The following is a 19683-nucleotide window of genomic DNA, read 5'->3' on the forward strand; positions in this document are numbered from 1 at the left end:
ACGCTAAGCTGGTTTTTGTCCCAGCAAGAATGGGATTTTTCGTCAGGAACTTCAGTCCCTAAGGTCAAGGATGAGAGTCACGATGTCGGAAATCCGCCGAGGGCTCTTGAACATCTGGCGACTTGTTGCGCCATACGCTTGGGGAACCATTGGCGTGGTGGCGCTGACCGGTCTTTGCTTTTACTGGCAGGTGCATTCAACAACCGCTGCGCTGCTCTACCTGACGGTGATTGTCCCAACGGCGCTGAAGGCCGGCCGTGCGCCGTCGGCTTTCGTAGCAGTGCTTGCTTACCTGTGCCTTGACTCGTTCTTCACTGCGCCTCTGTTTCGTCCAGCGATGAATCAACCCCTGGATGTCGCCGCTCCCGTGGCGTTTCTCACGACGGCGTTCGTCGTCAACCGGCTGGCGACCAACAATCGCCGGTCTTTTCGCGAAATTCAAACCCTCAAGGATCAACTGCGGTTGGTGATGGACACCATTCCGGGATTGGTGTGGAGCGAAGCGCCGGACGGCTCGGTGGAGTTCCTCAATCAACGGTGGCGTGATTTTCTTGGAGCGACGCCGACGGCGGCGATGGATTTACAACAGCGCCTCCCCGTTCACCCGGCGGAAGCCGCCGCATTGACGGAACAGTGGCGGCAAGCCCGCCAAACGGCCCGCCCGCTTGAAACCGAGGTTCGCGTCCGGCGGGCGGACGGCGTGTACCGTCGGTTGCGGCTGCATCTCGTGCCCGCCTGCGAGCCGTCAGGCACGGTCGTCAAGTGGTACGGCTTGGGTACGGATGTTGAAGACTGGCGGCAGGCGGAAGAAGCCCTGTCGCGGCTGCAAGACGAGCTGACCCAAGTCGCCCGCCGGACCCTGCTAGGCGAACTAGCTGCCTCCATTGCACACGAAATCAATCAGCCGCTCTCCGCTATCGTGACCAACGCCGCCGCCTGCCGACGCTGGCTGACGGCCCAGCCGCCCAACCTCGACGAAGTGCGCGCAACCGTTGAATCTATCATTCAAGACAGCCACCGGGCGGCGAACATCATCACTCGCATCCGCGCCATGTTTCAGTGCACAGAGCCGATGCAAATGCAGTTTGATATTCAGCAGGCAGTGATTGAGGTGATTCGGCTCGTGAAGGACGAACTTACCGAACAGGGCGTTGCGCTTCAAACGCACTTTGCGCCCAATCTTCCGCCCGTTTTTGGCGATCGCATCCAATGTCAGCAAGTCTTGCTCAACCTGTTGACAAATGCGCTGGACGCCGTGCGTCCAGTGACAGAGCGACCGCGCGAAATTCAACTTCACATACAACCATACGACACCGATCAAGTGTTGGTGACAGTGCAGGATAACGGCGTTGGCCTGGAAGGCGTCAATGTCAGGGCGCTTTTCGACGCCTTCTACACGACCAAACCCGGCGGGATGGGGATGGGCCTTGCCATTAGTCGCTCCATTGTTGAAAACCATGGCGGGCGGCTGTGGGCCGCCGCCAACGCTGGTCCCGGCGCACGATTTCAGTTTACGTTGCCGACGCAACCCGGCCGTCCGTGATGGCGCAGCAATCCGTTGAGTCACAACCGACAGCGATGGTCTATGTCGTCGAGGACGACGCCTCCGTACGTCAGTCGTTAGGGAACTTGCTGCGCGCTGCCGGACTCCAAGCGACACTCTTTGCTTCAGCGGAGGCGTTTCTGGCGGCGGCGCGCGCCGACGCGCCCGGTTGCTTGGTGCTCGACGTACGGTTGCCGGGCCTGAACGGCCTTGATTTGCAGGCCCGAATGAACGCCACTGGGTGTGACCTGCCAATCATTTTCATCACCGGACATGGGGATATTCCAATGTCCGTCCGTGCGATGAAAGCCGGCGCCGTGGAATTCCTAACCAAACCGTTCCGAGACGACGATTTGTTAGCCGCCGTTGAACACGCCATTGCACGAAGTGCTGCACACCGCGCCCAAGCCGCTGAACTCGCGGCGCTGCGCCAACGCTACGCCTTGTTGACAAACCGCGAACGCGAGGTCATGGCGTTGGTTGTCGCCGGACTGCTCAACAAGCAAATCGCCGCCAAGCTTGGAACCAGCGAAATCACTGTCAAGGTGCATCGCGGACAGGTTATGCGCAAAATGCAGGTTTCATCCCTGCCGGAGCTGGTTCGGGCGGCCGAACGATTAGGGCTTCCCAACGCACCGTCACAGTAACGGCGCAATGGTGCGAAAACAAACCTATACCAACGTATAATAGCCCCCTCCCACCCTCCTTTTTCATAATCACACCTTTGTTTTTGCAGGTTGTTCACCGAAGTCGTCTCGCTCTACGGAGGCGATGGAGAACAGCCTGCAAAGCTTTGAAAAAGCGTCATGCACAAGACGCGCAAACCGGCGCTTGCGGAGCAAACGGTCATACCGGAGTCATTCTCATTTGAAGTGAATCCTCGCTCCCAAAGCGCAGGCGTAATAGGGCCGGACTGACGGAGCTTTCCTCATTTCGATTTGGGAGGAAGAAGCCATGAAGAGCCTGTTCGTTCGCTTCGGCTTGGCTGTCGGCGTTATCGGTTGGTTCTCGCTCTGCGCTGTGGCGCAGACGACCGGCGTCATTAGCGGCATTGTCAGAGATCCAAGCAATGCCGTGGTCGCTGGAGCCAGCATTACGCTTACGCTTCAGGGAACCCAGATCACCCGAACCGGTGTTTCCGATGAAAACGGCGTCTTTGAGTTTCCATCGCTGCCGGTCGGGTCCTACCGATTAACGGTCACGGCCGATGGCTTCAAACGGTATGAACAAACCAACATCGAGGTGAGCTTAGGGCGCGTCAGCAATGTAGACGTCAAACTGGAAATCGGCGAGGCCGGTGAAGTCGTCAAAGTTGAAGCGAGCGGTACGCCATCGGTTGAAACAGAAAACACGCAAATCGGCGCTTCAGTCAACAGCCGCGCCGTGGTTAACTTGCCGCTAAACACGCGCGATACATACCAGTTTCTGCAGCTTCAGCCGGGCGTCCAGTCACAACTTGGCTCAGACCTGTTTACGGGCAGCGATCAACCGGGCGTCGTCTCCGTCAACGGCGGACGCGGCAGGTCAAACAATTTCAATGTCAACGGCGGTGAAGCCAATGATCTTTATGTCAATTTGCCCGCTATTCAGCCTTCTCCCGACGCCATCGAAGAATTTCGCGTCATCACAAACGGCTTTGACGCCGAATACGGGCGTAATTCCGGCTCAGTGATCAACGTTGTCACCAAGTCCGGCAGCGACCAATTCCGTGGCAATCTCTTTGAGTTTTTCCGAAATCGGGTACTCAATGCACGGAACTTTTTCAACCTTGAAAAGCCCGCCTACAACCAGCATATTTTCGGCGGTACGTTCGGCGGCCCTATATGGCGCGGGCGGACGTACTTTTTCACCTCGTATGAGGGACGGCGCATCCGGCAGGGCATCCCGTCGGATGTGGTTCCGGTTCCGACACCTGCTGAACGGCTGGGCGATTTTAGCGCCGGGCCGATGTTCACCGGCTTTATTGCGGATGCAGCCGTGGCGGCGGTACTGAACGCGCGTCCAGGCTGCGCGGCGGCGGTGGCGGCCGCCGGAGGCGCGCCGATTACAGCCGGCACAGCCTACGCCGACATCTTTCCGGGCAACCGAATTCCGATACCCTGTTTTGACCGGACGGCGCACGATCTGCTGCGTCAATTCGTTCCACTCCCGAATCTGGGCGAAAGTTTCTTTCAAGCCAACCCGGTGGCGCGTCGCCGGGGCGACCAAGGAACCTTGCGCCTTGATCACCGTCTGACAGACCGGCAACAACTTAGCGCCTTTGTTTTTTACTCGGACAGCTTTAGCTTAGAGCCATTTGCGCGGGTAGCGGACTCCGGGGCCAACCTGCCCGGTTTCGGCAACGTCAACAACGCGCGTATCGCACAAATCAACCTCTCGCATACGTGGACAGGCGCAACGGCTGTCAATGAGTTGCGCGCCGTATATTTCCGTCAGAATCTCTTTCGCTTCAACAGCCCGGAACGCTCCAACCTCGTCAACCGATCCTGTCGGGACGTGCCGCCGGAGCTTTGTTTTTCCGATCCGAACAACCCGCGACTTGGTATCGTCGTCGGCGTTGGAACGCCGCATGAGGGCGTGCCATGGATTGGTCTGGAAGGGGGCTTTTCAATCGGCAACAACTACCAGGGCGAAATTCCGCAGGTTGTCAACACCTACCAGATCACGAACAACTTCACGCGCATTCTGGGCAACCACACGCTCAAGTTCGGCGCAGACCTGCGCCAACAGCGTTACTTGATGACCAACTTCGGCGCGCTCAACGGGCAGTTCAGCATTTTCGGCGGCGGGCCGAACAGCGTTGGCTTTACGAATCTGATACCGAACTACCTCTTGGGACTGGTGGACTCCTACTATCAGACCGGCGCGCAAACGTCGCACTTCTACAGCAACGCCGTGTATCTGTTCGCTCAGGACAGTTGGAAAATCACGCCGAGCGTCACGCTCAACTACGGTCTGCGGTGGGAACTCAACACACCGCCGGCCGACCGTTTCCGCCGCGTGCAGTCATTTCGCGCCGGACTGGCGAGTACACAGTTCCCCTGCCGACTTGACCCAAGCAACCCGCTGGTCGGCGTGTTCGGCTCACAGGATTGCAGCCCGACAGGGCCGGCTCGCGCCGTCTTTCCGCTAGGACTGGGAATCCCAGGGGATGAAGGCGTGCCGGACGGCTTGTTTAGAACCTACTACCGGGCGTTTGCGCCGCGCTTGGGCTTGGCGTGGAGTCCGTCATGGCAAAACGGCTGGTTGGCGAAGCTGACCGGCGGCCCTGGCAACAGCAGCCTGCGCGCCGGATGGGGCATGTTCTACAACGGCCCGATTGAAGGGCTGATTCTGGCCCAACTCGTGCCGCAACCCCCCTTCGGCGTTAGCTCTAACATCACGAATACTTTTCTCAGCACGCCGTTTTTGCGGCAGGACGGTACGATTGTGCCGAATCCGTCGAATGGGATTCTGAATCCGCGACGCGGCGACCCGGTGGATTATTCCGTGTTTCGTCCCATTCTTCTGTATGGGCAACTGCCGCCGGTGCTGCGCCCACAGTATTCGGTGCAGTACAGCCTGACGCTTCAGCGGAAGCTCCAGAAGGATTTGTTGTTCCAGATCGGCTATGTAGGGACGCAGGGGCATCGGCTGCTGCTCACCCGCGACATCAACTTTGGTAATCCGCAGACCTGCCTTGATTTGAACCGGATTCTGGGACCCGGTACGTGCGGGCCGTTCGGGGCCGACAACGCCTACTTCGTCCCGGCCGGCGCGATTCCGGCCGGTGTGACGCTGCACCTGCCGTACGGCCCGCAGCGCACTGTGACCGGCCCGAACAACCCGGCCATTACGCTGGTCGGCCTGCGTCCGTTTTCGTCGCCCTTCTGCAACCCACTGACGGGCGAGGGCTGTCCGCCGGACGGCGTGCCGGTTTTTGCGAGCCTTTTTGAACGGCAAACAGCCGGCAACTCCAACTACCATTCGCTTCAGGTGCTGGTTGAAAAGCGGTTTGAGGAAAAGGGCATCCAAGTACAGGCCGCTTATACGTGGAGCAAATCTATTGACAACGCTTCGAGCTTTGAAAACATCGTCAACCCCATCAACCCGCGTTTGAGCCGGTCGCTGTCGTTGTTTGACGCGCGGCATCGGCTGGTCGTGACCTTTGACTACCGGCTGCCGAACGTCACCAACCGCCGGTGGCTGGGCGGCATGCTCAACAACTGGGCCGTGAGCGGCATCGCCGTCTATCAGACCGGGTTTCCGATTCGCATCACGTCGTCGGACGACTTGGAGTTGATGAACAGCTTTGACTTCGAGCTTCCCGGTCAGCCCGACCTTGTGGGACGGTTTCGGACGTTCGACCCGCGACGCAACAACCTGTACTTCTTTGACCCGGCGGCTTTTGCGCCGCAGGCGTTGGGGACGATCGGCAACGCGCCGCGTACGATTTGCTGCGGGCCGGGCATTCACAACTACGACTTTGTGGTGCGGAAGAACATTCCGCTTACTGAGCGGATGCGGATTGAGTTTCGCAGCGAGTTTTTCAACCTCTTCAACCAAACCCAATTCCTGAACCCGCGCGGGAACATCACCGAGGGCGAAAACTTCGGGCGGGTGACGCGGGCGCGCGATCCGCGCCAAATCCAGTTTGCGCTCAAGCTGTTCTTCTAGAGCAGTTTCCGCGTCAGTGGAGCGCCGCCCCGAGGTGAACGCGAACGGGTTTTTGAGTGCGGCGGAACACCGCCGCACTCAAATCCTTCGTTGACAATCCCTCGACCAGACCTTGGAAAAATCAGGTCGAACCACACACGGATGGCTGGGTTTGCTGGAAACCAACGTTCCGACGCATGATGCCCAGACAAACCTTCGGGCGGAGGGGCAGACGGTGAATATCGCCCGTCTGCTTACGCCTGCGTAGGCTAAGCATCCCCAACTACACGACAGCCGACACACCATGTCCCACCTTGCAAAATTGTTCATCGGCGTGCTGATCATCAGCACATCGGTTTCAACGCTTGCCCAGACGCCGCCGGCGCCCCGCCGGCTCGATAAGACGACTTTCATGGAAATGGAATCGGTGACGAATCCGGCAATCTCGCCTGACGGTCGGCGGATTGTGTTCACCCGCACCTTTACCGACAAAATGACTGACCGCTACCGCTCAACGCTCTGGATGGTGGAAAGCGACGGCAGCCGCGTCCGCGAGTTGACCGGACAGACCTACAGCGCGCGCCAGCCCGTCTGGTCACCCGACGGGAAACGCATCGCCTTCATCGCCGAGCGCGACGGGACAGCGCAAATTCACGTCCTGACGCCTGACACTGGCGACATCGTGCAACTGACCCATCTGGAACGCGAGCCGGCTGACTTGTGTTGGTCGCCGGATGGAACGCGACTGGCCTTTTCGATGCTTGTTCCTGACACTGATTCGCCCCTGCCCATCAAGTTGCCGGAAGCGCCCAAAGGCGCGCAATGGGCTAAGCCGGCCGTCGTCATTGACCGCCTGACGTGGGCCGTGGACGGTCAAGGCCAGATTCCCAAAGCCAAACGCCAAGTGTTTACGCTGGACGCCCGCCTCGGTGGGACCCCCCGCCAAATCACCGACGGCAAATACAGCTATGATGACCCGGAATGGTCGTCCGACGGCAAGCGCCTGTATGTGTCGTCCATTCGGCGCGACGACTGGGAGTTCGCGCGGGGGGACAGCGAGATTTACGTCATTGAGTTGGCGACCCAAACGATTCGCCCGCTGACCGACCGCCGTGGACGCGACGCGCAGCCGAAGGCGTCGCCGGACGGCAAACGCATCGCCTACGTCGGCTACGACTACCAAAAACTCACGTTTCATCTCTCAAGCCTCTATGTGATGAACGCCGACGGCAGTGACGCGCGGCTCTGGGCGGGCGATTTACCGAGTTCGCCGACGAACGTTGTCTGGGCGCGCGACGGCGGCGGCGTCTATTTCACAGTCGAGGAACGAGGTACGGCGCAGCTTTACTTTGCGCCGGTCGGCGGCAAGGCGCGGTGCGTCACCGAAGGCGTCCATGTGCTGAGCGGCGTGTCGCTCGCCGCCAACGGACAGGCGGCGGCTGTCCGCTCAACCTTTACCGAGCCGGGGACGCTCGTCACCTTCAACGTCGCCCGTCCTACCGAGATGCGCATGCTGGTGGACGTCAATGCCGACGTACTCGAAGGCCTGACGCTCGGCGCGGCGCAAGAACTCAACTTCACAGCGCCGGATGGCCTCAATCTTCAGGGGTGGCTCATCAAACCGGCCGACTTCGACCCGACGAAGAAGTACCCCATGGTGCTGTGGATTCACGGCGGGCCGTGGTCAATGTATTCGGTTGGTTTCAACTGGGCGTTTCAAAACTTCGCCGCCGAGGGCTACGCCGTGCTCTACACCAACCCGCGCGGCTCGACCGGCTATGGGCAGGCGTTCGTCAACGGCATTCAGTACGCCTATCCGGGCAAGGACTACGACGACCTCATGGCCGGTGTGGACGCGGCGCTCAAAACCGGCTTCATTGACGAGAAAAACCTCTTCGTATGCGGCGGTTCAGGCGGCGGTGTCCTGACGGCGTGGATTGTCGGTCATACGGACCGGTTTGCGGCGGCTGTCTCGATGCGGCCGGTCGTCAACTGGCATTCCTTCGTCGGGACGACAGATGGCCCTGTGACGTGGTATGACCAGTTTCAGAAGTATCCGTGGGAGGACCCGCAGGAATTCGCCGTTCGGTCACCGCTCAGTTATGTCGCCAACGTCACGACGCCGACGATGTTGCTGACCGGCGAAGCCGACCTCCGTACGCCTATCGGACAGACGGAAGAGTACTACCGGGCGCTCAAAATGCTGGGGAAGCCAACCCTGCTCGTGCGCGTCCCGGAAGAGTTTCACAGCTTCCGGCGTCCGTCCCACCAGCTGGCCCAGCAGCTTTACCTAATGGCTTGGTTTGAAAAGCACCGCCGGTCGTGAGCGTAGGGTCCTGTGCCGTTTTCATACCTTGTCTGTCAGGATAGATTGGCTTAGCTTCCAAGACTAAGGTAAGCGCCGCCCCCGTCGGCGGCGTTTTTGCTCAGTGAAACGCAAAGTCGAAACCTGCCCGACCACGGAGGTTTGCCCTTGACCGACGTAGTGACCATCATTGGCGGTGGACTGGCAGGCTGTGAAGCGGCGTGGCAGTGCGCCGAGCAGGGTGTTCCCGTCCGGCTGTACGAAATGCGCCCTGTCCGCCAGACACCCGCCCACACAACCGACCGGTTGGCGGAAATCGTCTGTAGCAACTCGTTCAAGTCGGACGAAGTCAATACTGCGCCGCACTTGCTCAAAGAGGAACTCCGCCGCGCACGATCCCTGCTCATCGCTGTCGCCGAAAAGACGCGCGTCCCGGCTGGAGCGGCGCTGGCGATAGACCGTGAGCGATTCGCCGCCGAGGTAACGGAGCGCATTACGGCGCACCCGCGCATTACTGTTGTCCGTGAAGAAGTCACAACCATCCCCCGCGAAGGCGTCGTTGTCATTGCCACTGGGCCGCTCACATCCGACGCGCTAGCGGCGGAGATTCAAAAGCTGGCCGGTGCGGAGCAGTTGTACTTTTACGACGCTATCGCGCCGGTGGTGGACGCCGACACCATCAACTACGACGTGGTGTTTCGAGCGGCGCGGTATGGTAAGGGCGGCGACGATTATCTGAACTGTCCATTGACCAAAGCCCAGTATGAAGCGTTTGTGGATGCGCTGTTGGCGGCCGAATGCGTCACGCCGAAGGACTTTGAAGCCGACAAAGCCAAGTACTTCGAGGCCTGCCTGCCGATTGATGTCGCCGTTCGACGCGGACGCGACACCCTGCGCTTTGGCCCTATGAAACCGGTCGGTTTACGCGATCCGCGAACCGGGGAAGAACCATACGCCGTGGTTCAACTGCGGCAGGAGAATCTCATGGCCGACAGCTACAGTCTGGTTGGTTTTCAGAATTCCCTCAAATGGAGCGCGCAAAAAAAACTGTTGCGGATGATTCCAGGGCTGGAGCAGGCGGAATTTCTGAAGTTCGGGCAGGTACACCGCAACACCTACGTCAACGGCCCAAAGCTGCTGACGCCGACATTACAAGTCAAACATGAGCCGCGCCTGTTTTTCGCGGGACAGATTTCCGGTGTTGAAGGTTATGTTGAGTCGCTGGCGACAGGGTTGGCGGTCGGGCGCTGGGCGGCGGCGCTGGTCAAGGGGCGTCCCCTGATCCCGATTCCACGCGCATCGGCCATTGGCAGTCTTATCAACTACGTCGCCCACTGCGAAAACAACGATTACCAGCCGGTCAACATCACGTTTGCCTTACTACCGCCGCTTCCTGAACCGGAAGCGCGGAAGCTCAAACGGAAACCGGAACGGCGCGCGCGCCAAATTGAGTTGGCATTGGCGGCCTTTGAGCATTGGCTGCGAGCGATGGAAGGCAGCGCGGCGGCGACCGGCGAGGCGGCATGAGTCGAACAAACATGAAGGTCTTGCGACGGTTTCAGCGGTTGCTGTTCCGGCTGACAGCCGTGCTGTGGTTGCTGGGAGCGTGCGGCGCGGCGGCGACGGCGCAGGTGGTACCGCTGCCGGACGATGCCGTACGCGGGCGGAACAGCGACTCGACGGCTGATGTCGTCGTCCGCGCGGACTACGTAACGGTGCTGACCGCCGTCCAAGATGTGACAGGGGCGCCGGTGGGCGATCTTGGCGACGATGACTTTGAAATCTATGAAGACGGACAACTTCAGACCATCAGTCGCGTCAGCCGCCAAGACGATCAACCGCTGCGATTGGCGATGCTGTTGGACATTAGCGCCAGCGTACGGAATCGTTTGAAGTTTGAACAGGATGCGGCGCTCGATTTTTTTCGGCGAGTACTGCGGCCGGAGGATCGCGCCGCCCTGTACGCCTTCAATCACGACGTGTACCTCCGGCAGGATTTGACGGGGAGTGTGGCGGCGCTGGAGTCGGCGTTGCGCGGACTGGACGCGCGCGGTGCAACGGCGCTTTATGACGCCATCTTCATCGCCGCCCGGCGACTGGAGCGCGAACCGGGGCGGCGCATCATCGTTGTGGTCTCCGACGGACAAAACACTGTCAGCCGCGTCACACGCGAGCGCGCCGTTGAGGAAGTCAACCGGACGGACGCCGTGGTGTTTGGGATCTGTCCAGTGATCCGGACAGAGTATGACGATTTCCTGCCGCCGCCGGACAATGACTTTGAGCTGCTGTGTCGTCAGACTGGCGGGCGCGTCTTCATGGTGACGAGCCTACCGGAGTTGGCGGTTGGTTTTGCCCAACTGGAAAGCGAGCTGCGGGCGCAGTACATGTTGAGCTACTACTCTTCGAACGAGGCGCGCGACGGTAAATTTCGCCGGATTGAGGTGCGGGTGAAACGGCCCGGCGTCACCGTCCGGGCGCGGCGCGGCTACTATGCGCCAACGCAGTAGTTCGCTCCTAGAGCCTCTTCTGTACGAAAATTGACTTCGCGTCCCGACTTTGCCTACGATGGGGGCGCTTTTTCCCTCCCGGAAAGGCGCAACGGGGCGGACAGTTGACAACGTGCGACCGCCACGGTTGAGCCGTGCGAGAACGTGTCGGAGCGTTGCCATGCGAGCCGGGGAGTGGTTCCGGGTGGATGATGTTTGGCGCGATGGAGGCCGGGTGATGAAACGTGACCATCTGTATCTGCAGGAGGCAACCGACCGTTTGAGCCACATTCTACGAGAGGTTGTTTGGACGTCGCCGCGCATTCAGTCGGAGTTAAGCAACCTCCGCGCCGCCGGTCACGACGTAACGATGATTGTCGAAGTCTCGCTAGCGTTTCGCGCTCGTCAGGACGGCGCGCGGACGCGGGCGGCGACGGCTAATCAGACTGAACGATGAGTGGCGTTCGTCCTTGGCGTAAGCTGCCGCCCGAACCGATGGTTCACGCCAAGGTCTTCACTTTGTATCGAGAGCGGGCTTGTCCGCCGGACGCCGAGGTGAGTGACGTGACGGCGCAAAACTTCTATGTCCTGCATGCGCCGACTTGGGTCAACATCATCCCGATTACGCCGACCGGGGAAGTCGTCTTAGTTGAGCAGTACCGCCACGGCATTGATCAGGTGACGCTTGAAATCCCTGGTGGGATGTTAGACGAACATTATGACGGTTCACCGGCCGCCGCCGCCGCGCGCGAAATGGCGGAGGAAACGGGCTACGTGGCCGCCTCGATTGAGCCGCTTGGGTATTGTCATCCTAACCCGGCGATTCAGAACAATCGGTGCTTTAGTTTTGTCGGACGCGGTGCGCAAAAGCTCAAGCCGACCCACTTTGATCAGCATGAGGAGCTTGCAATTCGACTTGTTCCGCTGCAGGACATCCCCACCCTTATCAGGGAGGGGCGGATTACCCACGCGCTGGTGATCGTGGCGTTTCATCGGCTGAGTTTGTTGGAGAGCTTCAAGCCCTCATGAGCGTCTATGGCGGGTAAGTTGTCGATTGTGATGCCAATCTATAACGAACGCCGGACGCTGCGCGAAATCGTCGCTCGTGTCCAGGCGGTGGCGTTGCCGCTAGAGAAAGAAATCATCTGCGTGGATGACTGCTCGACGGATGGGACGACGGAAATTCTCCGGGAACTCGCCGAAGCACACCCCAACCTGCGCGCTTTCTTTCAGCCGGTCAATCGCGGTAAAGGCGCAGCGCTCCGTGAGGGCTTCAAGCATGCCACCGGTGATTACGTCATCATCCAGGACGCCGACTTGGAGTATGACCCGGAGGACTACAAGCAGATTCTGCCGCCGTTGATGGAAGGCAAGGCGGATGTCGTCTATGGGTCGCGCTTCATGGGCGGACAGCCCCACCGAGTGTTGTACTTCTGGCACTCGATGGGCAACTGGCTGCTGACGCTTCTCTCGAACATGGTGTCAGACTTGAACCTGACGGACATGGAAACCTGCTACAAAGCGTTTCGGCGTGAAGTCATTCAGTCCATTCCGCTTGAGCAAGACCGGTTTGGGTTTGAGCCGGAAGTCACTATCAAGGTGGCGCGGCGGCGGTTGCGGGTTTACGAAGTGGGCATCAGCTACTACGGGAGGACGTACGAAGAAGGTAAGAAAATTGGCTGGAAGGACGGCGTGAAGGCGCTGTGGTGCATCGCCAAGTATGGGTTGACGGTGCCGCGCGCGCCGTTGCCGCCGGTGACGGAACCGCTGGAGCAACCGGCCGTGCGGACGGATGAAACCACTATCCGCTAAGCCGTCACGAACGCGCGCCCCGCTGGACGCCGGACGGCTGGTGGCGTCGTTCGCCTATGCTTGGGCCGGCATTGTCCACACGTGGCGGCATCAGCCGAATTTTCGGATTGAATGTGGGATTGGGCTGGGCGCCTTGGCGCTGGCGTGGTGGCTAGAAGCCGGCCTTGCGCCGGTGTTGGTGATGTCGGCGCTGGTGCTAGCGTTGGAAATGATCAACAGCGCGATTGAGGCGGTGGTGGATTTGGCGTCGCCGGAGTGGCGTCCGCTGGCGAAGATCGCCAAGGACGCGGCGGCCGGCGCAACCTTGCTGGCGGCGACCTTTTCAGTTTTGGTCGGCTTGGTTGTGTTGGGTCCGCCGCTGTGGGTCAAGCTGTACGCGCTGTGGCGTGGCTTGCCATTCATCCGATAACGTTTTGCGTCCGACCCGTTCGGCTAGCTTGCGCGGCATGCACATTCTCATCGTCAAGTTGAGCAGCATTGGAGATGTTGTTCACGCAATGCCGGCGGTTGCGGCGCTAAGGCGGGCGTTTCCGGCGGCGCGGCTGACGTGGGTTGTGGAGCGGGTCGCTGCGCCGTTGGTGCTGGACGCGCCGGGTCTGGATGAGGTGGTGGTGCTGGATACGCGCCGGTGGCGACGCCGGTGGCGCGCCCGTGAAACATACGTCCAACTGGCGACGTGCTTGACGGCGTTGCGGCGGCGGCCGGTGGATGCAGCGCTGGATTTTCAGGGTCTGATGAAATCGGCCGTTGTGACGTGGTGCTCGCGGGCGCAGCGGCGCATCGGTTTTGCCACCGAGGCGCTCCGGGAGCGGCTGGGGCGATGGGCGTACACTGAGCAGGTCCCTGTCGAACGGGGTGAGCACGTGATTCGGCGAAATTTGCGGCTGGCGGCTGCGCTGGGCGCGCCGGTGCCGGAAACTTACGAGTTTCTCCTGCCGTCACTGGAAGTTGAACGCGAGCGAGTGGCGGCGCAGCTGGCGGCCCACGGGGTAACGGGAGCGTTCGCTTTGCTCAATCCGGGCGGCGGTTGGGTAACGAAACGCTGGCCGCCGGCAAATTTTGGACGGTTGGCCGAGGTTCTCTGGATGCGGCACGGCCTAGCGAGTGTCGTATCGTATGGCCCCGGCGAAGAGCCGCTGGCGCAGGAGGTCTGCGCGACGGCGCAGCGTGCACCGATTGCGTCGTTTCCAACGACATTGCGTGAGTATTTGGCGTTGGCGCAACGGGCGGCGGTGTTTGTCGGCGGCGACACCGGACCGCTACATTTGGCGGCGGCGGCGGGAACGCCGATTGTGGGGCTTTATGGGCCGACAGCGGCTGAACGGAACGGGCCATTTTCACCCCACGACAGAGTCGTTGGTCTTGACCTGTCCTGCCGTATGGATTGCCATCGGCGGACGTGTCGGCGGCACATCTGCATGGATATTTCCGTTGCCGTCGTAGCTGAAGCCGTGGAAGCCCGTTTGCGCGCCGCCGGCGTTGGGTGAAGATTTTTTCAAGGCTAGAAGGAGGCTTGTGTTACAGTTCACGAAAAGCACTGTGGTTTCTTGCCTGTGCAAACTCGCCGATGTTGTAGGGTGACATGGCTGATACGGACAATATTTTTCTCAAGATTGCGCGCGGCGAGGCTCCGGCGGATATCGTGTATGACGACGAACTGTGTGTCGCTTTTCGTGATATTCACCCGCAAGCGCCGACCCATATTCTCATCATTCCACGGACGCCGATGGAGTCACTCAACGACGCTTCGCAAAGCGACGAAGCCGTTCTGGGCCATCTTTTACGGATCGCGGCGAAGATCGCCAACAAGGTCGGCATCGCTGAAACAGGCTACCGCATCGTGATCAACACCGGCCCTGACGCTGGGCAGTCTGTGTTTCAACTTCATGTCCATTTGTTGGGTGGGCGTCGGCTGGGGTGGCCGCCCGGGTAGCATCTCGGTAAGGGACAAGCGGCTTTGATGTTTTATTTCCGTTGGCGCGTGCCATGAAAACCTGTCCTCAGTGCGGTCGGATGTGGACGGATGCCATGCGCTATTGCCCGATGGACGGTGCGGAACTGCCAGCGGCGCGTACGGCGTCGGCGACTGTGATTGCCAAGCATGTGACGCGCGAAGAATCCCAGCCGGTTCAGGACGCGCCGCCGTCCCCAGCCGCCAACGCTGATCCGCTCATCGGCCAGGTGTTGGAAGGGAAGTATCAAATTCAGTCCAAGATTGGGCAGGGCGCAACCGGGGCGATTTACCGCGCCGAACGCATCAACATCGGCGACTGTGTGGCGGTCAAGGTGCTTAAACCGGAGTTCGCAGAGGACTACACGGCTGCGGAGCGCTTTCGCCGGGAGGCGCTGGCGTTGGGGCGAATTCGCCATCCCAACGTCATCGCCATCTATGACTACTTTGAACGCCCGGGCCAAGACAACCGACCCGCCTCGATTTTTCTGGTGATGGAGCTGTTGTCGGGGAAAACGCTGCGGGATGTCCTGCGGCAGGAGCAGGTACTTGACATCCGCCGCGCCGTTCGTCTGATGGTGCAGGTTTGTTCAGCGCTGCATGTCGCCCACGAGCGCAATGTGATTCACCGCGACCTCAAGCCCGAAAACATCATGATTGAACAGTATGACCGCCGGCAGGAAATGGTCAAGGTAATTGACTTTGGGTTGGCGCGCCTGCGGCTCACCGGTAAACTCATCAAAACATTGACGGAACGAGGGCGCGTCGCTGGAACGCCGTACTACATGGCTCCAGAGCAGTGGATGGATCGGCCGCTTGACGCGCGGACGGATGTGTATGCGCTAGGGATTATTTGCTACGAAATGCTAACAGGGCGCGTGCCGTTCAATGCGGAAAACGTCATGCAGCTTGCCAGCAAACACGTCAAAACGCCGCCGCAGCCGCCAATTGAACTCCGCCGCGACTTACCGCGGGGGCTTTCACAGGCCGTTCTCAAGGCGCTGGCCAAACACCCACAGGAACGCCCGGCCACAGCGCTGGAATTCGCTGACGAGCTTCAGCGCGGGTTGCTCAGTTAGTTGCCGTGAAAGCCGCCGCCTTGAGGACCTCCCTAAAATTTGGGTTTCAGCCTTTGGAAAGGGCATGCTAGTCTCCGGCTGAATTTTCGCTGGGGTGTATTAGCTTCGGATAAATCTAGGAAGGTTGGTGTCCGGTAGCGGCATCCGCCCATGTTTCTAAAGGAGCGACGCATGACACATCGGGTGTTCTCTCTATGCTTGTTGGCCGCCACAGCGGTGGTCTTTGGTCCAGCCTGCGCGACAAAGAAGTACGTACGCACCACCATTGATGAACGAGTGGCCCCGCTCGAAGGGCGCACGGAAGAGCTTGAACAGTCCGTAGCGCGGAATACATCAGCGATTCGGGAGTTGGACACACGGCTATCGGCGCGGATTGACACGGTCAGCGCGCGCGCCGAAGAAGCCAATACGCGGGCGCAAGCCGCTGAGCGCAAGGCGGAGGAAGCCAAGCTGGAAGTCGAACGCACCAATACCCGTCTGACCGAGACGGCGCGCGCTGTGGACGATTTCATTGAAGTCAAGGTCGTTTCGGTTTATTTCCAAACCAACCGCTACGACCTCAGCCCGGAAGCCAAGGCGGAACTGGATGCGCTGGCGGCGCTTGCCAAGTCGCGGAAGGGCATTCGGATTGAGTTACTAGGGTTCGCCGACCGGCGCGGCAGTGAAGCCCGCAACCTGACGCTGACTGAGAATCGCGCAAAGGCCGTCAAGCTTTATCTCTACAACGTTCACAAAATCGAGCCGTGGCGGATTGAGTACATTGGCGCGGGTAAGATTAACGACAATGCGCGGACGCCGGAGGAGTTACAGCGCAATCGTCGGGTGGATGTGCGTTTGTTGGCGAATCGCGTAGTGACGGAAGCTGAGGGAAAGTGACCATAGTCGAGCAGCCGTTGCTGACCCCGAAGAAGCCGCCGCACTCCAAACCGTACTGTTGACGCGGTTTACTCTGAGGGAGCGCTACACCGATGCGGAAGTCCTCCGGCCGCGGCCGTCTGTAACTTCCGGCTGATCTGGATGGAATCCGGTTGGTGTCTTTGGGCGGGGCAAGCTGAGATGCGGCACTACGCCCTCCCCTTGCTAGCCGTACACCCTCGTCCGACGGCACTTTGATTCTGATAATAAAAACTACGTGGTTTAGGGAGGCCTAAGTGAAAAAATTTTTACGCCGACCAGCAACGTTTCAAAAACGTTACCGATAACCTTGGCTGGAGCGAATTTTTGAGATGAATTTCATCACTTGGAGGCTTTTCCTACGTCATGCGAGTTGCTGCCAGACCAGCTCAATCCGTTAGCCACGCTTCTTCCACACCTGCGCCGGATGTCATCAAGCTTGAGATGCGTTCGGCGGTTGCTCAACAACCATCATCCGCCGGACAAGTCGGCGCCAGCCGATTGGGTGACCTGCAAGTGTTTGGTCAAACCGTCAAAGCACGGCTGACCCAAGCCGCCAACTCATCGCCGACGCAGACGGCCGGCTTCTCGCGCGAGGCAACCGTGACGCGCGTCGGCGGCCAAATCGTCATTGATACTGGCGATGGCGACGACCAGATTCAGGTGACGCAAGACGCCCGCACCGGTGACGTGACTGTTTCGGTCAACGGCGAATCACGCACCTTTACTGGTCGGGATCGCAATAACCTCGTCATCCGGGCTGGAGCAGGGAACGATGTCATCCGGGTTGATCCGGGCGTGACCGTCAACCTGCGGCTCTTCGGCGGCGACGGCGACGATGTCATCACCGGCGGTAGCGGCCACGACCGAATTGACGGCGGCGCAGGCAATGACCGGATCAACGGCGGTGCGGGTAACGACTACATCTACGGTGGCGACGGCAACGACACCATTCAAGGCGGCGACGGCAACGACACTGTGTACGGCGGGCGGGGCGACGATACGATCTTCGGCAACGCTGGCAATGATTATCTTGAAGGCGGTGAGGGTAAGGACGCGATCTACGGCGGGGCCGGCAATGACGTACTCTCCGGCGGGTTGGGCGATGACCAACTCTTCGGTGGCGCGGGCGACGATGCCATCTACGCTGGGCAGGGCAAGGACAGCATCAGCGGCGGTACGGGCAGCAACAAGCTCTACGTGCAGAACGACGACACCGTACAGGCAGCGCCGCGCGGCGCAAGCAATCAGGTGATCACGGTTGAGTTGACAGGCAATCCGGGCGGCACGGGCGTCATTGTGCGCGGCTCGGATGAGTTCCGGCAGCGCGTGATGGACGACCTCGAAATGCTCCGTTCGTCTCCAGCAGGTCGCCAGATGCTGGCGAGCTTTGATGCGGCGCGGCAGCGCGACGGCGTGACCGTAACGATTGAGGAAATCACCGAAGACAACGGCTATGCAGCGCGTTCGCGCGGTTCGAATCCATTTCTCGATCCGGCGACGGGCCGGCGTGGCACACCGACCAACGCCACGATTGGCTACAACCCAACCTTTGCGCCGACGTTTGAGTTCGCCGACGGCAGCGCCGCCTACACGCCGCCGGTGGTGGTGCTCTACCACGAAATGGCGCATGCCTATGACTACACGCACGGCACGCTCCGGCCCGGCACGTACCAAGGCGTAGATACGGCTGACCGTGGGCGCGTGCCGAACCTCGAACGGGTGGCAGTCGGCGTACCGCTCGACCACGACAACGACCCCCGTACGCCTGAACAGCGCGATGACGCTAACCACCCCTATGTGCTAACAGAGAACGGCATCCGCGAAGAAATGAACCTTCAGTTGCGGCGCAGCTACATGCTGGCGCGGCTGTCCGGGTTCTGATTCAACGGGACCGCCAAGTGCAACGAACGAACTCCCGCCGGGCATTCCGGCGGGAGTTTTTGTTTCTAGAGCAAGTTCCGAGAAGGTGTAGCAATGCCCCGGTCGAGTCGGGTCAACGGTTTGGAGTGCGGCGGCGTTCCGCCGCTTTGTGATGGCGCGGCGTTCTGCGCCGAAAGCTGTACACGCGAAATTTTCTGAGAAAAACAGCAGCTTGTGGAGTGTCATAGCGCAGCGTTACGTGCTGGGAGGCCTGAGCACCTGCTGATAAAGGCAGCGCCACGCCTTCCGGCGTGGCGCGTGCGGAACACAGCACGCCACAAAGCGGTGGAACACCGCCACTACTAAACAGTTGACTTGTTGTAACGTGTCGCTGCTTCGTGACGCGGCATTGCTCTAGGAAAGTTGAACATCCACCAATGGAGCGGCAGGGGTGACAACCTTCAAACCCGCGAAGCAGGGAAACACAATGCGCGCGGCTGAATCCTTTTGAAGGGGAAGGCGGTATGACGTACCGACGCCACTTCTCGACGGAAAGGTTTTCAGCCTATGACCATTGCCGATGTTCTTGCCGTGGTTTGCAGCGCGCTGCTGCTGGGCGGCTCGCTCGTCGCCCTGACGACGCTGCTTGCGCTGCTCTTGCCAAGTCTGGTCTCCGACGCGGCGGCGGCGCTCTCTGCCGCGCCAAAGCGCGTCATCCTGCTGGGCGGCGTCATCGTGACGGCGGGACTGTGCTGCGCCGCCGTTTTCGCCAACGCCCTGCCAAAGCTGGGCGCGTTGCTCGCCCTTGTCATCGTTCTGTCCCTGATGAGCTTGGCGGCGCTGGGCGGCGCCGGGCTGGCGCAGCGCGTAGCCGATAAACTTCATCCGGGACAAAACGATTGGCGACGCCAAGCGCGCGCCGCGTTGCTGATCATTGGCGCGGCGCTCGCGCCGCTCGTCGGCTGGCTGGTCGTCCTGCCGTTGCTCGTCGGCGCCATGGTCGGGTCCGGCGTCTGCGCCGTGTGGCGCGTCGGAAGGCGGCGCGCGCTCCAACAACCGACGACCGCCTACGCGCCACCGCTTCAGCCGGTCGCCTACGAGTAGGAGCGCGCCAC

Annotated in this window: 16 protein-coding genes; all 16 read left to right on the forward strand. The window is 60.4% G+C overall.

The genetic code is table 11. From position 1 onward, the window contains the following. Positions 1-70 precede the first annotated feature (70 nt). The gene (locus NZ585_11810) at positions 71-1543 is read left to right on the forward strand and encodes an ATP-binding protein (protein ID MCS7080714.1); all 1473 of its coding nucleotides are present in this window, start codon (positions 71-73) and stop codon (positions 1541-1543) included. Next, positions 1543-2190 (forward strand): response regulator, encoded by a 648-nt coding sequence (locus tag NZ585_11815; protein ID MCS7080715.1) that lies wholly within the window; start codon positions 1543-1545, stop codon positions 2188-2190. Before NZ585_11810 ends, NZ585_11815 begins: the two co-directional genes overlap by 1 nt. 307 nt (positions 2191-2497) lie before the next feature. After that, positions 2498-6199, forward strand: coding sequence for a carboxypeptidase regulatory-like domain-containing protein (locus NZ585_11820; protein MCS7080716.1), 3702 nt, complete (start codon positions 2498-2500; stop codon positions 6197-6199). Between the two features lie 283 nt (positions 6200-6482). Then, entirely contained in the window at positions 6483-8504 is a 2022-nt protein-coding gene (locus tag NZ585_11825) for a S9 family peptidase (protein ID MCS7080717.1), read from the forward strand. 147 nt (positions 8505-8651) lie between these two features. Continuing rightward, positions 8652-10010 (forward strand): methylenetetrahydrofolate--tRNA-(uracil(54)-C(5))-methyltransferase (FADH(2)-oxidizing) TrmFO, encoded by a 1359-nt coding sequence (trmFO, locus tag NZ585_11830; protein ID MCS7080718.1) that lies wholly within the window; start codon positions 8652-8654, stop codon positions 10008-10010. Next, positions 10007-10990 carry a VWA domain-containing protein gene (locus tag NZ585_11835; protein MCS7080719.1) on the forward strand — a complete coding sequence of 328 codons (984 nt, stop codon included), beginning with the start codon at positions 10007-10009 and terminating at the stop codon, positions 10988-10990. The genes trmFO and NZ585_11835 overlap by 4 nt, the downstream gene beginning before the upstream one ends. A gap of 217 nt (positions 10991-11207) precedes the next feature. Next, a complete protein-coding gene (locus tag NZ585_11840; GenBank protein MCS7080720.1) occupies positions 11208-11426 on the forward strand; it encodes a hypothetical protein in 219 nt (72 codons plus the stop codon). Then, positions 11423-11998 (forward strand): NUDIX hydrolase, encoded by a 576-nt coding sequence (locus NZ585_11845; protein ID MCS7080721.1) that lies wholly within the window; start codon positions 11423-11425, stop codon positions 11996-11998. Before NZ585_11840 ends, NZ585_11845 begins: the two co-directional genes overlap by 4 nt. A 6-nt stretch (positions 11999-12004) precedes the next feature. Further along, entirely contained in the window at positions 12005-12781 is a 777-nt protein-coding gene (locus NZ585_11850; GenBank protein MCS7080722.1) for a glycosyltransferase family 2 protein, read from the forward strand. Further along, positions 12762-13190 carry a diacylglycerol kinase family protein gene (locus tag NZ585_11855; protein MCS7080723.1) on the forward strand — a complete coding sequence of 143 codons (429 nt, stop codon included), beginning with the start codon at positions 12762-12764 and terminating at the stop codon, positions 13188-13190. Before NZ585_11850 ends, NZ585_11855 begins: the two co-directional genes overlap by 20 nt. A 37-nt stretch (positions 13191-13227) precedes the next feature. Continuing rightward, a complete protein-coding gene (gene waaC, locus NZ585_11860) occupies positions 13228-14268 on the forward strand; it encodes a lipopolysaccharide heptosyltransferase I (GenBank protein MCS7080724.1) in 1041 nt (346 codons plus the stop codon). A gap of 95 nt (positions 14269-14363) precedes the next feature. Then, positions 14364-14714 carry a histidine triad nucleotide-binding protein gene (locus NZ585_11865; protein ID MCS7080725.1) on the forward strand — a complete coding sequence of 117 codons (351 nt, stop codon included), beginning with the start codon at positions 14364-14366 and terminating at the stop codon, positions 14712-14714. Positions 14715-14767: 53 nt separating this feature from the next. After that, positions 14768-15811: a serine/threonine protein kinase gene (locus NZ585_11870; protein MCS7080726.1), complete on the forward strand. Its 1044-nt coding sequence runs from the start codon at positions 14768-14770 to the stop codon at positions 15809-15811. Positions 15812-15982: 171 nt separating this feature from the next. Beyond that, complete coding sequence (locus NZ585_11875) at positions 15983-16687, forward strand: OmpA family protein (protein ID MCS7080727.1); 705 nt, start codon at positions 15983-15985, stop codon at positions 16685-16687. 384 nt (positions 16688-17071) lie between these two features. After that, positions 17072-18589, forward strand: a complete 1518-nt coding sequence (locus NZ585_11880) for a M91 family zinc metallopeptidase (protein ID MCS7080728.1) — start codon at positions 17072-17074, stop codon at positions 18587-18589. 546 nt (positions 18590-19135) lie between these two features. Further along, positions 19136-19672 (forward strand): hypothetical protein, encoded by a 537-nt coding sequence (locus tag NZ585_11885; protein ID MCS7080729.1) that lies wholly within the window; start codon positions 19136-19138, stop codon positions 19670-19672. Positions 19673-19683: the final 11 nt, after the last annotated feature.

The organism is Chloracidobacterium sp., from assembly GCA_025057975.1.
Lineage (GTDB): Bacteria > Acidobacteriota > Blastocatellia > Chloracidobacteriales > Chloracidobacteriaceae > Chloracidobacterium.

Coding starts and splice junctions, on each gene's coding strand:
- NZ585_11810 (MCS7080714.1), top strand. CDS start 71: ATGAGAGTCACGATGTCGGAAATCCGCCGAGGGCTCTTGAACATCTGG.
- NZ585_11815 (MCS7080715.1), top strand. CDS start 1,543: ATGGCGCAGCAATCCGTTGAGTCACAACCGACAGCGATGGTCTATGTC.
- NZ585_11820 (MCS7080716.1), top strand. CDS start 2,498: ATGAAGAGCCTGTTCGTTCGCTTCGGCTTGGCTGTCGGCGTTATCGGT.
- NZ585_11825 (MCS7080717.1), top strand. CDS start 6,483: ATGTCCCACCTTGCAAAATTGTTCATCGGCGTGCTGATCATCAGCACA.
- NZ585_11835 (MCS7080719.1), top strand. CDS start 10,007: ATGAGTCGAACAAACATGAAGGTCTTGCGACGGTTTCAGCGGTTGCTG.
- NZ585_11840 (MCS7080720.1), top strand. CDS start 11,208: ATGAAACGTGACCATCTGTATCTGCAGGAGGCAACCGACCGTTTGAGC.
- NZ585_11845 (MCS7080721.1), top strand. CDS start 11,423: ATGAGTGGCGTTCGTCCTTGGCGTAAGCTGCCGCCCGAACCGATGGTT.
- NZ585_11850 (MCS7080722.1), top strand. CDS start 12,005: ATGGCGGGTAAGTTGTCGATTGTGATGCCAATCTATAACGAACGCCGG.
- NZ585_11855 (MCS7080723.1), top strand. CDS start 12,762: ATGAAACCACTATCCGCTAAGCCGTCACGAACGCGCGCCCCGCTGGAC.
- waaC (MCS7080724.1), top strand. CDS start 13,228: ATGCACATTCTCATCGTCAAGTTGAGCAGCATTGGAGATGTTGTTCAC.
- NZ585_11865 (MCS7080725.1), top strand. CDS start 14,364: ATGGCTGATACGGACAATATTTTTCTCAAGATTGCGCGCGGCGAGGCT.
- NZ585_11870 (MCS7080726.1), top strand. CDS start 14,768: ATGAAAACCTGTCCTCAGTGCGGTCGGATGTGGACGGATGCCATGCGC.
- NZ585_11875 (MCS7080727.1), top strand. CDS start 15,983: ATGACACATCGGGTGTTCTCTCTATGCTTGTTGGCCGCCACAGCGGTG.
- NZ585_11880 (MCS7080728.1), top strand. CDS start 17,072: ATGCGAGTTGCTGCCAGACCAGCTCAATCCGTTAGCCACGCTTCTTCC.
- NZ585_11885 (MCS7080729.1), top strand. CDS start 19,136: ATGACCATTGCCGATGTTCTTGCCGTGGTTTGCAGCGCGCTGCTGCTG.